A 14,267-nucleotide genomic window follows, 5' to 3' on the forward strand; every position below is an offset into this window, starting at 1 on the left:
CGTGTCGACCAGCCCTTCGCGATCGGGGTTGTCGCCGGTCCAGCGCAAAAGCGTGCGTACCGCAGCCTCGACCTCGGGCGCGGGGGGCGGGGCGGGGCGCGGGGGGGGGGGGCCGGGGGGGCGCCCGCCCTCCGTTTGATTTTGCGAAAGCGTCGATGACGGCAACGTCTCACCTGGAGGCGTGGATATCGCGCCGATCCGCTCCGCGCCGTCCAAGACGGCAATGCGTCTTCTTCTATCATCGTCCGACGTCAACAGCGGTCCTCTCACACAGGCCCCATAGAAATCTGTTGCGCAAATGCCGGCCGGGGCGCAACGTGTTGCCAGCAGATCGATGCAAGCGAGCAAATCGATCCTGCAGCGCGGCGTCCTTGTCGCGCAGGGCATGCCTAGGGTTGCCGCGGCGTCCTTTTTTGGCGCGAGCACGCGGCCTTGGTTTGGTCGGGGGAACAAATGACGCTCACGCTGATCGGGGCCGGCTTCGGGCGCACCGGTACATGGTCGACCTTCGTCGCGCTGAACAGGCTCGGCCTGCCCTGCTACCACATGCAGGAAGTGATCCTGAACAAGGCCAACAAGGGCCATCTCGATTTCTGGCGCAAGGTGGCCAACAGCCCGCCCGGCACGCAGCAGGACTGGAGCCGGGTGTTCGGCAATTACAAGGCGACGGTCGACAATCCAGGCTGCTGCGTGTGGCGCGAACTGATGGCCGCCTATCCCGACGCCAAGGTGCTGCTCACCTTGCACCCGCGCGGCGCGGAAGCCTGGTACGAGAGCACCATCGACACGATCTACTTCACCGAGAATGTCTGGCAGTTCAAGATCCTGGAATGGCTGACGCCGTTCGGCCGGAAATTCGGCGACATGTCACGCAGGCTGATCTGGGGCCGCACGCTAGCCGGCGTCATGGGCAACCGCGCCAAGGCCGTGGAGCGCTACAACGCCTATGTCGAGGAAGTGAAGGCGGCGGTGCCGCCGGAAAAGCTGCTGGTGTTCAAGGTCAGCGAAGGCTGGGCCCCGCTCTGCCACTTCCTCGACGTGGCGCAACCGAACGAGCCCTTCCCCAATCTCAACGACCGCGAGGCCATCAAGAAGATCATCGCCGACATCATCAAGGGCTCCTACATGATGCTGGCGCTAAGCGTGGCGGCCGTTATCGCGGTGATCGCGGCGCTATGGTGGTGGCTGGGGTAGTTGGGCGCCGTTCGTCGATCCCTCGGTGCAGCGGGAGCGAAGCGACGCGAAGGCTTTGCGACCCAGGCCACGCGATTGCGAAAAAGCGCTGCGGTCAAAAACAAGGGCGTCGTTGTCGATACCGCCAAGCAGGCTGAATCGCGCGATCACCGCGTTAATTGGTGCCGCCGTCCGAGGACCGTCGTACCCGAATCTCGATACGCCGGCGTTCCCGAACATCGCCAACGTGGCTGCCGTCGGCGATAATGTCTCCCGGCATTACGAGCTGTGCCGCTGACAACGGAATGATCTTCACACTGCCCAGCCGTCCCGTCTGGATCAGCGCGTTCGCTACCGCGATAGCGCGCGAGAGCCCCAGCCCCGCATTGTCGGCCGGGGTCAAATCGCTGATAGCGCTGGCTCCGTTCATCGCCGAGATCGCAACCGCATCGAGGTTGGACGGCTTGGCCGGATTGATTTTCTGCTCATCCGTGTGACCGACGATCTCGACGACATCGACTTTGTAGCGTGTCAGCAAAGACAGAACGTCGTCCGTGACCTTGGTCTGCAAACGAGCCCGGAACGCGTCGGTGAGAGCAGCGCTGCCACGTTCAAATGTATAGCCGTCGTCGCTCAACGTTATCATCGGCGGCCACTGCATCGACGATTCAGCGTCCGCGCTCCTGTCGTTGGAGGCCGAGAGCGTCTTTTCAAGTCGGTCCAGCAGACGGGGGTCGGCGGCTTTGGCTTCGCTGATTTCGAGCAGCAATTTCCGCAGCGTCGGATCTGACGTCGGCGCGGCATCGATGCCCTTTTCCGTAAGCCCGTCGATCACCGCTTTGGCCGCCACGAGCTCGGTCCAGTTGGCTGGCGGCAACGGAAGCGCCGCTTTTGGAAACAGCGCCTGCAGGCGCGCCAGTTCGGCACGCATGTCGGCAAGCTGGCTCACCGTGATGTCCAGGTTCGCGGAGGCCTGCAGCTCGGCGATCCTCTCATCCTTTCGCTGTGCGATGCTGGCCGAGACCAGAAGGAGGCAGAAAAGCAGAAGGAGGAGAAGCTCGGCCATTGTGAGCCCAAGCACCACGCCTCGGCGATGGCCGCGTTCCCCTTCGGCGATAAGCGAGGAAGGCATCTTCATCGGCATCGTCCCACACTGACCATGCAACGCGCTTTAGCCGCCACGCCAGAGCCGTCTGAATAGACCCTGCCGCGTCGGCGCTCGATCATAACCCTCAAATGTCGCCGCAAGTTTGTCGAGCACATCGCTGGCCCGAAGCGCTTCCGCCGTGGACTGTTCCAGCCCGCGCCGAAGCTCCGCCACATCGCCAAGACGGGAAGAGAAATCGCTCATGGCGGTTTCGATCGCCCGCTGCAAACCGGCCACGACCGGCTCCAGCCGAACCTCGATGACCTTGTCGGGTGTCGACATGCCAGCGAGCTTGTCGGCCATCATCTGTGTCGCGGTCGCAATCTGCGTGCTGGCGCTGGTCAGGATGGCGTTGATATCGTGAACTGCCTTGGCTGTCTGGTCGATGCCGCCCCGCAGCTCCTTGGTGTCTATTCCGCTCTGCATCGCCAGCGAGGATGCCCTGATGTGCTCGGAAGCTTCCTTGGCGAGCAGGTCCAGAGACTGGACCAGGGATTTCGCCGAGGTTTCCACTTGCGTTCGTATCTCGTGATAGCCCTCTTGCAGCATCTGCTGGTTGGAGCGTTGGAAATGGTTCATCTCGCTCAGGATGCCATCGAGTTCCCGGCGCACCTTGCGGGATGCTTCTGCGAGCTCGAGACGTGACACGCGTTCCACTTCCATGGGGTCGCGTCGGAGCTGATTGAAGACGATGCGAAATGCAATGCCGGCGATGGTGGAGGCAACCGCGATGCCGAAATTGCGCACGATCTCGTCGACTGCGCCACCGCCTCCATACTGGTAAAGCGAAACGGCGAGGCTGGTGAGCGTGAAGATGAAGCCCATATAGTAGAAGTTGTCCCCGGTTTGGTCGTCGCGCAGCCGGAGCCCGCGCGCGATCATGATCATCGCCGCGTAGCCCATCATCAGCGCGATCGGCACGAAGGTAACGACGAATGCCGACACGGAAAGCGATTTGGCCACGACTATGTAGGCGGCGCCCAGGCCGGTAAAAACGATAAAGACCAGTGGCGCCGCAGCGTCCAACTGCCGGCTGGCCACGCGCGGCCGCCTCACCCTTCAACTCCTTGCAACGACTTGGCAGAGCTGAAAACGCCGTGATTGTAATCAATCCACTGCTGCCAGAATGCCATCAACGCGACGCTGTCGACGGGCGACTTCGCCCGGCGTATGAGCCAGATCGACACATCGCTGCCAGCGAGATCCGTAGCGAAGCGGTTTGCCGCGGGCGACTTTTTGAAGGCATCGAAATCTGTGGCGCCGCGGTAGTGAGAGAAGAATTCGGTATTCTCGAACATGTCCGAAACGACAATCAGCCGCGAGGGGACCGCACGCGTTTTCTGGGCGACCAGATGGCTGACGGCTATCGACTGAATGCCGGCCATGATCGGCGAGCTGTCGGCCTTGTTTGCCTCGACCGCTTTTTCAAGCGCAACCAGCAGCGGCTGGCCGAATCCCGCTTGCCAACGCTCTCGCGCCAGCGCCGCATTGCCGGTGAAAGCACTGAGGTCGCCGCCATTGCCGGGGTTGCACAGCGAGAAGAGTTCTTTCGTATAGGGTACCGCTGATGTAAGGGCCCTGATCTCGAGCAAGCCACCGCGCTGGATGCCGGAGGCGGTATCGCGCAGCAGGGTCTGGATGTTCAGTTTGGTGACGTCAGCGATTGCATCCGTGGTATCGATCAGGATGATGGTTTGCGACGCAGCTCCGACGACCGGGCAAAGCCGATCGTCAAGTTCGACGAGTTGCGAGCGCGCCGAGACATAGACGTAGGTAAAGCCTATCGCGGCGGCAATGAGGCCGAGCGCGAATAGAATAATCCAGCCCCAGTTGACAAGGTTGGAAGGCGAGCGCCGGGACCGTCGACCGCTCATTGGGCTTCAGGCACCAGCACATCCAGTTCGCGATACTGCTTCAACGCAGCCTCGAACTGTTCACCCAAGGCGACCAGCATCTTGTCGAGGTCGCCTTGCGCATCCTTGATGGAAGCTTGCAATTCGTCGCTGTTCCATTCCCCGTCGCGGAAATACTGGACGCCGATGCGGCCGAGTTGGTATGGCCGCGAAAAGCGCTCCGGCGCGGGTGTCGTGCGTACAGCGATATTGGCGTCCCTGTAGATTCGGAACAGGCTGTTTGCCGCACGTTCAAGCTGAGCTTGGTGGGCGTCGAACAGCCCAACCAACCGAGAGCGATGGGCCACGATCGCATCGTGTTCTGTCCGCTGCTTGCTGAGGTCGGCGCGCGCATCGGCGAGTTCGTCCTCATAACCACTGCGAACATCGGAAAGCTCGCCGATCAGGCCTTGCCGCTTGTTTCGATAATTTGCCCGCGCCTCGTCAAGCCGGTGATCAACCGTGGCGTAGCCTGGATAAGTGTCACGCATGCTGAGCCCATCGATCAGGGCAAAGAGTGAAAACATCACACCGAGGAAGAAGAGTATCCAGGAGCGAAATTCGTTCAGCGCGAATGGCGCGCTTAGCAAGCGTCGCATCACCTCGTCGCCATTGGTCGCGATCGTTCCGGCAACCTCGCGGTAATGCGCCAGACCAAGATTGATGGCAATCGCTGCGCCGATATAGGCCGCGATGGCGAGAATGCCGACAAACTTACGGAAAATCGAGCGATGCGCGATCTCGCGCACGCCATAGAGGGCGAACATCAGCGCGACGCCGACATTGAGAATCGCGAAGATCAGCGCCTCGACGATGCCGCCGACCAGCCCGAGCTCGTTTCGCTTTGCAAGCAGTTCGCCATTGATGACGAGCTCTGCCATCACCAGCGCCACCACAAAGAGCCATTTCAACGTCGTACCGATGGCGGTGGTCTTCTTGCAGGGCCGGCGAAGCCCGTTCTGATCCTTGAAATCACGATGCCAGGACTCTGCCTCCTTCAGATCGCGACGCAGCCCATGCAGATCATCGATTCCCATCTGCAATTCGGCTTTCAAGTCGGAGAGACCAGCCGTGGATGCCGCTTTTATATTGGCAAAGCGCGATTCAAAGTCGAGGTCGATGAGACGCTGCCTGAACCCCGCAAGTTGGTTCTCCAGATGATCGTGGGATTGTTTCTGGGCGGCTCCGACCAATTCGATGATATCGTTTCCAACGGCATCGTAAGGTAGGTCATCGCTTTGAGGCAGATTCTCCCTGCCCCGCTTCTCGCCTTTCTCCGCAAGCCGCATATCCGTTGCAATGCGCTGGACGTCGATGTCGGGGAATGACTCTGTCGTCGGCCTATAGGCATGCGGCGGCCGCAATAGCCGTTGCTTGAGCTTTTCCAGTGACCCGAACATTCCACCCCACGTACACTCTTCCGACCACCCGTACCGAGGCTAGCGGTAAGCTTCGGATTCTTCAACGAGTTTCGCCCAATCGAAAGTGGAGCTTTTGCGGACGCAAAAGCTCGGCAATTCCATCAGAATGACTGTCTACTGCTAGGGAGCCGTATTTTACTCTGCGCCGTATACTGTATGGTCGCTGTCGCCGAAGGGCGGAGAAAAAGAGAGCGGGCATTCTGCTTCGCCAAACGCCGCCCCTCACCGCAACTCCACCCACACCGGCGCGTGGTCGCTGGCGCCGTCCTCACCGCGCACGTCGCGGTCGATGCCGGCAGCCTTGAGTTTGCGGGCGAGCTTCTTCGACAGGAGGATATGGTCGAGCCGCAAGCCCGCATCGCGCGGCCAGCGGTTCCGCCGGTAATCCCAGAAGGTATAGAGCGTCTCTTTGGGGTAGACCTTGCGCAGTGCGTCCGTCCAGCCTTGCTCGATGAGCGCGGCAAAGGCTGCCCGGCTTTCCGGCTGTACCAGCGCGTTATCGTCATAGGAGCGTGTGGCATAGATATCGCGCGGCTCGGGCACGATGTTGTAGTCGCCCGCCAGCACCACCGGCAGGCCGGTGTCGAGCAGTTGTGCCGCATGCGCGGCGAACCTGTCATGCCAGGCGAGCTTGTACTGAAATTTCGGCCCCGGCTGCGGGTTGCCGTTCGGCGCGTACAGGCAGCCGATGACGATTCCGTTCACCGCCGCCTCGATGTAGCGGCTCTGCCTGTCGGTATCGTCGCCGGGCAGCACATCGCGCGTCAGCACCGGCTCGGCGCCCCGCGCCAGTATGGCGACGCCGTTCCAGGTCGGCTCCCCCTTCCACACCGCGCCGTAGCCGGCATCGGCCAGGGCAGTGCGCGGAAACTGCATATCGCGCGCCTTCAACTCCTGCAGGCAGACGACATCGGGTCTTGCCGCCGCCAGCCAGGTCAGCAGATTCTTCAGTCGGCTGTTGACGTTATTGATGTTGAAGGAGGCGATTTTCATCGGCGGGTCAAGAGACGAGCTTGCCCGTCCAAGCCTTCACCGTTTCGGCCAGCGTCTTCAGATGATCGGCGGTCGAAAACCCCGAGATGCTCTTGCGCGGCTTCAGATCGTGATCGCCATCCTCCAACCATACGATCTCGATGCTGTCGGAGAGCCCATAGCCGGCAACCTCGTCGGGCGTGCCGAACTCGTCGCGCGTGCCCTGGAAGATCAGCGTCGGTATCGTCAACCCGGCCAGATGCTTGGTCCGCAACTGCTCGGGCTTGCCGGGCGGGTGGAAGGGATAGCCGAGGCAAAGCAGGCCCGAGATTTCGCCCCTGGCAAACATCTCGTCCGCCACCATCGAGGCGACGCGACCGCCCATCGATTTGCCGCCGATGATCAACGTCCCGGTCACGCCCCTCGCCCTGAGGTCGGCGATCGCCTTGATGTATTCCGGGTTCACTGTCTCGGCGCGCGGCGGCGGCTTGCGGTGGCCATAGCGGCGGGACGCCATATAGTGGAACTCGAACCGCGCGACCTGAAAGCCTACTGCCGCCAGCGCCTTGGCGGTGGCGGTCATCGAAGGAGAATCCATCGACGCGCCGGCGCCATGCGCGAGCAGGATGGTGACGGGAGCTGTGTCGTCGCCGTCGAAGAGGAAGGTGGTCATGGAATAGGGCTCCCGTGGCTCGGCGTTGGTGACCCCTTCTCCCCTTGTGGGACCCGAAGGGCGGGCGAGACCGTTGGCTCGCCCCGGGGGTGGTCTCGCGAAGCTCGGCCGGATCACGGGTGTTCCAGGAAACGCAAACGCCTCATTCCGACACGCACCCCTCAACCGTCTCGGCGCTGCGCGCCGATCCACCTTCTCCCAAAACGGGAGAAGGAAAGAGCTTTACCCCGCCGATTTCGCCAGCTGCATGTCCACGAACTGCACGCCCTTGGCCGCAACTCCAGCCCACTCCGACTCCGCGTCGAGCTCCAGATACCGCGCCCACAGCCGCCGCGCTTCCAGCAAATTGCCGGCGTCGAATTCGAGCCGGGCGAGATTGAAAACCGGATCGGCGTAATTGCCGTCGAGCGCGATCGCCTTCCACAAGTGCCTTCGCGCCGACGCCGTCTTGCCCTCCTCGCTCATCAGCCCGGCGAGATTGAACCAGGCCTCGACGAAAGCCGGATCGAGCTTGATCGCGCGCGCATAGTCATGGGCCGCTTCCGCCGGGTGGCCGCCGGCGCGCAGGCAGTTGGCGCGGTTGAAGGCGGCGATCGCGTCGCCTGGATCGATGGCAAGGCAGCGCTGGTAGAGCGCGGCGGCACCATCATGGTCGCCGCCCTCCTCCGCCGCTTCGGCCTCGGCGAACAGCTCTTCCAGCGGATCGTCGTCGGAGGCGCCGAGATCGAACAGCAATTGCCCGTCGAGCTCGCTCTCGCCGCCATCCAGATAGATCGCATCGGGCCGCCCGGATGCCGAGCCGACCGCGAGCGACTTGGCGGTGAGCGAAGCCACCGGGCCGGAACGATGTACCGAGCGCGCGATGGCGCCCCATGTCGCGCCACCGGCGACCAGCCCGGCATATTTGCGCGCCAGGATCAGGTCGCGGAAGGAGTAGGGTTCCGAGTCATGTTCGAAGGCATCGAACAGCGACAGGAGATCGAGGTCGGCGCCGGATAGCCGCGACTGATCGATCAGCGATTGCCGCGACAGCCAGGAGGCCTCAGGCGCCTTCATCAGTCCGAGCAGGCGCAGAAAACCGTTCTCGCTGAGCAATGCACGCCCGGCGCCACGCTCGGCGGCGACGCGGCGTTCGATGTCGGCATCGCCGGTCTTCGTGAGCCCGGCTTTGACCAGACCGGCCTTGACCAGCAGACCGCGACCGAACACGACATGCGTGGTGCGCCGGATGACACCGCGCCTGAGTTCGCCATGCTGGCGCGCGACCTCGCGCGCCGCCAGCCTGAGCGGAAACGCCGCCAGCGCGCCGATCGTGCCGAATATGGCGCCGGCTGGTGCCGTCACTTCTTGCTCTTGCCGACCGCCTTCAGCAGGTTGGCTTTCAGCGGATTCTCAGCAGCGCCGCCCGCGGCCGCCTTGGCCTTGGCGGCGGGCTTCTCGTCGGCCTTGCTCTTCGACTTGGCCGGCGGCTTCGACTGCGACTGCGACAGGCTCGCCTTCAGCGCATCCATCAAATTGATGACGTTGCCGCGCTCGGGTGCCGCCGCGATGATAGGCTTGTGGCCCTTCAGCTTCTCGCGGATCATGGCCATCAGCGCGATCTCGTAGCGGTCCTCGTAGTTCTTCGGATCGAAGGTGGTTTCCTTCTGCTTGATCAGCGCTTCGGCCAGTTGCAGCATTTCAGGATCCGGGTTGCCCGCAGGGATGTTGCCGAAATATTCAGCCGTGCCGCGCACTTCGTTCGGGTTCCTCAACGTACACACGAACATGCCGTTTTCGCGCGCGCCGATCGTCACCACGCGCTCGCGGCTGGACAGGACCAGCCGGGCGATCGCCAGCTTGCCGGATTTGCGCATGGCTTCGCGCAGCACGGCGAAAGTCTCCTCCGCCATCGCGCCGTCCGGCGCCATGTAATAGGGCGCATCCTGGTAGATGACGTCGACCTCGTCCTCGTCGACGAAGGCCTCGATGTTCATCGTGTGGTTGGATTCGATGCGCACCGCGTCGAGGTCGCTATCGTCGATGATGATGTACTGCTTGTCCTCGTACTCGTAGCCCTTGACCAGGTCCGAACGCTCGACCAATCCGAGTTCCGGATCGACCGGCTTCATGTTGATGCGGTTGTGGGTCTTCTTGTGCAACTGGTTGAACGAGATGCGCTCGCTGGCGCTGGTGGCGGGGTATAGCCGCACCGGACAGCTCACCAGACTGAGCTTGAGGTAACCTTTCCAACTTGCCCTGGGCGCCATGATGAACTCCTACGCGGCCATGCACTGAAACTTTTCGCAGCGCTTTCGTCCGAAGGACGAACAAGGCTGCGCAAATCCTACACCGACCCCGCACCTTACCGGCAAATCCTGACGAAATGTTTTAGGACGCCGGAAGGGCCGCGAGTAGAGAATAATTCAAATTGTCAAAAGCGTCGATGGACTTGGGTTTCCTCGCCCCCGCGAAGCGGGGGAGAGGAAACCAATTTATTTGAACGTGGGCAAATCCCGAGCAAACTCGTCGATCTCAGCCCACGGATCGCCCGACGTTTCCAAGAGTCCCGGCAGCGACGCATAGTTCAGGTCCTGCGGCGCGTCGATCGTCTCCAGATCCGCCCAGCTCACCGGTGTCGAGGCCGGCAGGTTGGTGCGGGCGCGCAGCGAATAGGGTGCGGCGGAGGTGTGGCCGCGCGCGTTGCGGTGATAGTCGATGAAGATGCGCTTCTTGCGGTTGTCCTTGCCCATTGTGGTGGTGAAGGTGTCCGGCGCGCTTGCCGCCAGATGCGCGGAAATAGCGCTGGTCGCCTGGTGCAGCGTCTTCCAGTTTTGCCTGGCCGTCACCGGAACGGTGATATGGATGCCCTTGCCGCCCGAGGTTTTGGCGAAGGGCACCAGCCCCAGCTCCTCCAGTTCGCCCTTGATGTGCACGGCGGCCTCCACCACTTCGCGCCAGGAGATCCCTTCGCCCGGATCGAGATCGAAGACGATCTGGTCGGGCCTGTCGAGGCTGGTGCGATGCGTACCCCAGGTGTGGAACTCGACCACGCCGAACTGCGCCAGCGCCAGATAGCCCTTTGCGCCCTCGACCGAGAGGTAGGATTTGGTCTCACCCTCGGAATTGGTCGCCTCGAAGGTGGCAACCGAAGGCGGCATGCCGGTGAAGGCATGGCGCTGGAAGAAGCAGTCCTTCGGCAGGCCGGTCGGGCAGCGCACCAGCGACACTGGACGCCCTAGAATATGCGGCAGCATGAAATCCCCGACCAGCGCGTAGTAGACGGCGATGTCGAGCTTGGTGGGCCCGGTCTTGCCGAACAGGCGCCTGGTCGGGTTGGTTACCCAGATCGTGGCGAGGTCAGCCTCCGCGATCAGCCGCTTGCGCTTGGCCGAAACCGGCGTCGAGAGGCCGACATCCCTGAGGCCGCGAAACACCGCATGGCGCAGAGCATTGTCCGCCGTGCGGTTGGCGTAATGGATATGGGCTGAAAACAGCGGCTTCACCCAATGCATCTCGCGCATGATTTCGCGCGGCGCGCCTTCGGGCGCCATGGCGCCTGATGTGAGCGGCTCCAGCCGGGCCAGAAGATCGGCCGCGGTCTCGGCGTCGAAGCCGGTGCCGACCTTGCCGCGATAGTGAAGCTCGCCGTCCTCGAATTCGGCAAGGCCAAGCGCCGCCAGCCCCTCGGCTGCATCCGAAACCGTGTAGCCGGCGATGACAAAATCGCCGGTTTGCAGCGCCTTGGTCTTGGTCCAGCTCTTCGTGCGGCCGCTCTGGTAGGTCGCGGTTGCGCGCTTGGAGACGACGCCTTCCAGGCCAAGCTCCGAGGCCTGGTCGTAAAGCCTCTGCCCGTCGCCGCCCACGTGATCGCTGTACTGGATCGCGGAGTTGGCGCGCAGGCCGGCGAGCAGTTCGGCCAGCAGCGCCTTGCGCCTTTCCAGCGGCGCCTTGCGCAAATCCCAGCCGTCGAGATGCAGGAGATCGAAGGCGTAGAAATGCAGCTTGCTGCCGGCGCCCTCCGCCAGCGCGTCCTGCAGAAGCGCGAAACGGGAAATGCCCTTGCCGTCGAGCACGACGATCTCGCCGTCGATGATGGCCTCCCGGCACGGCAGCTTGGCGAAGGCATGCGGCAGATCGCCATAACGCTTGGTCCAGTCGATGCCGCCGCGGGTGATCAGCCTGACCTCGCCACCTGTCAGATGCGCCATGGTGCGGTAGCCGTCGAACTTGATCTCGTGCAGCCAGGACTCGCCGGTGCGGTCGCCAGGATCGTCACCGCCCGGCGGTTTCGGCACCTGTGTCGCCAGTTGCGGCTCTATGCGGGCGGCGGGCGAGGTCTTGACCGCGCCGGGCAAGGCGCCGGGCTTCAGCGTACCGGGCCTTGGCGCAGCCTTGGCCGGCGGCGGCGCCACCAGCTCCTCGATACGGCGGCCGGATTTCACGCTCTCCGGCCGCTCTTCGAGGATGTCGAGCGTGGGATTGGAAGCGAGATCGCGCTCCTTGAACAGAAGCCAATTCTTCTTGCCCTCCTCTTCGCCGGGCTTCGGCTTCAGCCTGGTCAACATCCAGCCGCCATTGAGCTTTTTCCCGGCCAGCCGGAACTTGAAGGCGCCGGTGCGCAAGCTCTTCTCGACATCCTCCATCGGCGCCCAGCTGCCCGTGTCCCAGACGATCATCGGCCCGCCGCCATACTCGCCTTCGGGAATGACGCCCTCGAAGTCGATATATTCGAGCGGATGGTCCTCGGTCTCGACCGCCAGCCTTTTGTCGGCCGGATTGAGCGAGGGTCCGCGCGGCACCGCCCAGCTCTTCAGCACGCCGCCGACCTCCAGGCGCAGATCGTAGTGGTCCGCCGTGGCATGGTGCTTGTGGACGACGAAGCGGTTGCCCTCCTCGGCGATCAACCCACCCGCCGGTTCCGGCGTCTTCGAGAATTCGCGTTTGGCGCGGTAAGGTTTGAGCTTGGAGGGCGTCGTCATGGCATCGACCGTCGCAAGCCAGCCAATTGCAACAACAGAGCGCCATGCCTGCTCGAACGGTCCGATGCGGCATGTATCAGGGTGACTAGCCGAAACGTCGCTGCCAACCAGTCACCACGCTCAATCGTCGGCCGCCGGCGTCAGTTCGAGCTCAGCGGGCGACAGGCCCTGCCGCAGCTGGCTCAAGCGGAATTCGTCGACCCAGTAGGCCTCGCCATCGACCAGCACGCGCGCCCTATAGGTGCCGCCTGAAAAACTCTGCGCGGTGATGTAGACCTTGTGGCGGTCGAGCGCCTTGCGCACCGCGGCACGCTTGGAGTTCTGGCTGTTCACGGCACTGGACATGCGCTTCGCCCTCGGTCGCCCTGACACGGAACTCGACCGCGCTTCGCGGTCCGGCGACTGGCGTCAAGGATGGCGGAGAGCGGCGCGGGTGTCAATTTCCTCGCCGCGGCGGCTTCCCTGCAAGACGCAAGCATAGCCGACGGCATCGGCTCGATTATGTCCGCGAACCTGTGGGCTGGAACAGTATGACATCTTGTTTGGCATATGCGCCGAGGCGGCTCGGCGCTTCTGCTTTCCGCATTGTTAACCTCGGCGCGCCTAGGAATAGGCGGGCTCCGGCCGCGGCGCCAATGCGTCAGAGCGGCGCGGGGATGGCGCGGCCATCCAGGAGAACAAGGTTCATGACCGCTTCCGTGCGAAGCAATGACTGTGAAGTGGCTGTTGTCGGCGCCGGGCCTTTCGGACTTGGCGTCGCCACGGCGCTCAGGGCAGCTGATGTAGACGTGCTTGCCTTTGGCAGCCCGATGGGCTTTTGGCGCGAGAACATGCCTCGGGGCATGCGGCTTCGCTCGCCCTGGCGCGCAACCTTTATCGGCAACCCGAACGGCTCGCTGTCCCTCGATTCCTACGCCAGCGGCCAGCGCGTCGAATTGCGCGAGCCATTGCTGCGGCAAGATTTCGTCGACTATGGAATGTGGGTTCAGGCTCAGGCGATTCCGGATCTCGACACGCGCATGGTGAGCCTTGTCGAACGGACCAATGCGGGATTCCGGCTGATCCTTGCCGATGGCGATGCGGTTCGCGCCGGCCGCGTCGTCGTCGCCATGGGCCTGAAGAACCAGGAACTGGTGCCCGCCGCCTTCACCGGCCTGCCCTCCGAATTGGTCAGCCATACCAGCGCGCACACCGGATTCGAAGCCTTTGCCGGCAAGCATGTCGCCGTCGTCGGGCGCGGACAAAGCGCCTGCGAATCCGCCGTCCTGCTGAGAAAGGCGGGAGCCGACGTCGAACTCGTCTGCCGAGGCGACATTCATTGGCTGGGCGCGCCGTCCAGCAGCCGGGGCCGCAATGTGCTAGGCGCCGCCGAGGAACTCCTGGCGTCGCCCTCGCGCGTCGGCCCCTTCCCGTTGTCCTGGCTGATCGAGGCGCCGGGTCTCGTGCATGGTTTGCCGGCGGCGGCGCGACGCTGGGTCAATGCGCGTGGCCTCAGGGCCGGCGCGTCGGGCTGGCTGCTGCCGGACTTCGGCGGCATCAAGGTCAAGGCCGGCCGCGTGATCGTCGGCGCCTCCGCCAGCAACTCCGGACTAGACTTGCGGTTCGAGAACGGCTCGACCGCTTACGATCACGTCCTTCTCGCGACCGGCTATCGCATAGACATCGGCAAGCTCGGGCTCTTCGCCCCCGATTTCCTCGATGCGATAGCCTGCCGTGACGGATCGCCTGTCCTTTCCACGGGACTGGAATCGAACATTCCCGGCCTGCATTTTGTCGGCGCCAGCGCGGTCGCGAGTTTTGGCCCGTTGATGCGTTTCACCGCCGCCACCCCGTATGCGGCGCAGGTCGTCACCCGTTTCATACGCACTGCCAGAAGCAAGGGGCAGAACGCACGGCGCTCCACCGTGAGACTGGGCGAAGCCTCGGTTCCCGCCGGCCCGAAGCCGCGTTGAGCATCGCGGGCCCCGCCATGTATCAGCGCGATCAGGCGGGGCTCTCGCCTGTCAAAGCGGAAGAGCTGGGCAACCG

The 14,267-nt window shown here is 63.3% G+C and carries 12 protein-coding genes and 1 pseudogene; 2 read left to right on the plus strand and 11 right to left on the minus strand.

Annotated elements, in window-relative coordinates; translation table 11 throughout:
• Positions 1-87, minus strand: a pseudogene (locus tag LB547_RS09185) (GTP cyclohydrolase I FolE); the annotation flags it as partial.
• 366 nt (positions 88-453) lie between these two features.
• Between LB547_RS09185 and LB547_RS09190 the strand changes: the two are divergent.
• Positions 454-1,194: a sulfotransferase family protein gene (locus LB547_RS09190; protein WP_140582500.1), complete on the plus strand. Its 741-nt coding sequence runs from the start codon at positions 454-456 to the stop codon at positions 1,192-1,194.
• Positions 1,195-1,348: 154 nt separating this feature from the next.
• Here LB547_RS09190 and LB547_RS09195 read toward each other — a convergent pair whose 3' ends face one another.
• From LB547_RS09195 to LB547_RS09240, 10 genes are all read right to left on the minus strand, one after another.
• Entirely contained in the window at positions 1,349-2,311 is a 963-nt protein-coding gene (locus tag LB547_RS09195) for a hypothetical protein (RefSeq protein ID WP_181168577.1), read from the minus strand.
• Positions 2,312-2,344: 33 nt separating this feature from the next.
• Entirely contained in the window at positions 2,345-3,376 is a 1,032-nt protein-coding gene (locus LB547_RS09200; protein WP_140499046.1) for a hypothetical protein, read from the minus strand.
• Entirely contained in the window at positions 3,373-4,194 is an 822-nt protein-coding gene (locus LB547_RS09205; RefSeq protein WP_140499048.1) for a hypothetical protein, read from the minus strand. The genes LB547_RS09200 and LB547_RS09205 overlap by 4 nt, the downstream gene beginning before the upstream one ends.
• A complete protein-coding gene (locus LB547_RS09210; protein ID WP_140630579.1) occupies positions 4,191-5,612 on the minus strand; it encodes a hypothetical protein in 1,422 nt (473 codons plus the stop codon). The genes LB547_RS09205 and LB547_RS09210 overlap by 4 nt, the downstream gene beginning before the upstream one ends.
• Before the next feature lie 243 nt (positions 5,613-5,855).
• Positions 5,856-6,626 (minus strand): exodeoxyribonuclease III, encoded by a 771-nt coding sequence (locus tag LB547_RS09215; RefSeq protein ID WP_140630577.1) that lies wholly within the window; start codon positions 6,624-6,626, stop codon positions 5,856-5,858.
• Between the two features lie 7 nt (positions 6,627-6,633).
• Positions 6,634-7,278 (minus strand): alpha/beta family hydrolase, encoded by a 645-nt coding sequence (locus LB547_RS09220; protein WP_140565353.1) that lies wholly within the window; start codon positions 7,276-7,278, stop codon positions 6,634-6,636.
• A 222-nt stretch (positions 7,279-7,500) separates the two neighbouring features.
• Entirely contained in the window at positions 7,501-8,622 is a 1,122-nt protein-coding gene (locus LB547_RS09225; RefSeq protein ID WP_140759702.1) for a tetratricopeptide repeat protein, read from the minus strand.
• Positions 8,619-9,527: a Ku protein gene (locus tag LB547_RS09230; RefSeq protein WP_140499057.1), complete on the minus strand. Its 909-nt coding sequence runs from the start codon at positions 9,525-9,527 to the stop codon at positions 8,619-8,621. The genes LB547_RS09225 and LB547_RS09230 overlap by 4 nt, the downstream gene beginning before the upstream one ends.
• Before the next feature lie 225 nt (positions 9,528-9,752).
• Positions 9,753-12,239 carry a DNA ligase D gene (ligD, locus tag LB547_RS09235; protein ID WP_140759699.1) on the minus strand — a complete coding sequence of 829 codons (2,487 nt, stop codon included), beginning with the start codon at positions 12,237-12,239 and terminating at the stop codon, positions 9,753-9,755.
• Positions 12,240-12,359: 120 nt separating this feature from the next.
• On the minus strand, positions 12,360-12,584 hold the full coding sequence (locus LB547_RS09240) for a hypothetical protein (RefSeq protein WP_140499061.1): 225 nt from the start codon (positions 12,582-12,584) through the stop codon (positions 12,360-12,362).
• Between the two features lie 341 nt (positions 12,585-12,925).
• Here LB547_RS09240 and LB547_RS09245 point away from each other — a divergent pair, with 341 nt between their 5' ends.
• Positions 12,926-14,191: an NAD(P)-binding domain-containing protein gene (locus tag LB547_RS09245; RefSeq protein ID WP_140759696.1), complete on the plus strand. Its 1,266-nt coding sequence runs from the start codon at positions 12,926-12,928 to the stop codon at positions 14,189-14,191.
• Positions 14,192-14,267 lie beyond the last annotated feature (76 nt).

The sequence above is a fragment of the Mesorhizobium sp. B264B1B genome (assembly GCF_020165765.1).
Classification (GTDB): domain Bacteria; phylum Pseudomonadota; class Alphaproteobacteria; order Rhizobiales; family Rhizobiaceae; genus Mesorhizobium.

Excerpts from the sequence above, each read along its gene's own strand:
- LB547_RS09230 (WP_140499057.1), bottom strand. The coding sequence starts at position 9,527 with ATGGCGCCCAGGGCAAGTTGGAAAGGTTACCTCAAGCTCAGTCTGGTG.
- LB547_RS09240 (WP_140499061.1), bottom strand. The coding sequence starts at position 12,584 with ATGTCCAGTGCCGTGAACAGCCAGAACTCCAAGCGTGCCGCGGTGCGC.
- LB547_RS09190 (WP_140582500.1), top strand. The coding sequence starts at position 454 with ATGACGCTCACGCTGATCGGGGCCGGCTTCGGGCGCACCGGTACATGG.
- LB547_RS09215 (WP_140630577.1), bottom strand. The coding sequence starts at position 6,626 with ATGAAAATCGCCTCCTTCAACATCAATAACGTCAACAGCCGACTGAAG.
- LB547_RS09245 (WP_140759696.1), top strand. The coding sequence starts at position 12,926 with ATGACCGCTTCCGTGCGAAGCAATGACTGTGAAGTGGCTGTTGTCGGC.
- ligD (WP_140759699.1), bottom strand. The coding sequence starts at position 12,239 with ATGACGACGCCCTCCAAGCTCAAACCTTACCGCGCCAAACGCGAATTC.
- LB547_RS09195 (WP_181168577.1), bottom strand. The coding sequence starts at position 2,311 with ATGAAGATGCCTTCCTCGCTTATCGCCGAAGGGGAACGCGGCCATCGC.
- LB547_RS09205 (WP_140499048.1), bottom strand. The coding sequence starts at position 4,194 with ATGAGCGGTCGACGGTCCCGGCGCTCGCCTTCCAACCTTGTCAACTGG.
- LB547_RS09220 (WP_140565353.1), bottom strand. The coding sequence starts at position 7,278 with ATGACCACCTTCCTCTTCGACGGCGACGACACAGCTCCCGTCACCATC.
- LB547_RS09210 (WP_140630579.1), bottom strand. The coding sequence starts at position 5,612 with ATGTTCGGGTCACTGGAAAAGCTCAAGCAACGGCTATTGCGGCCGCCG.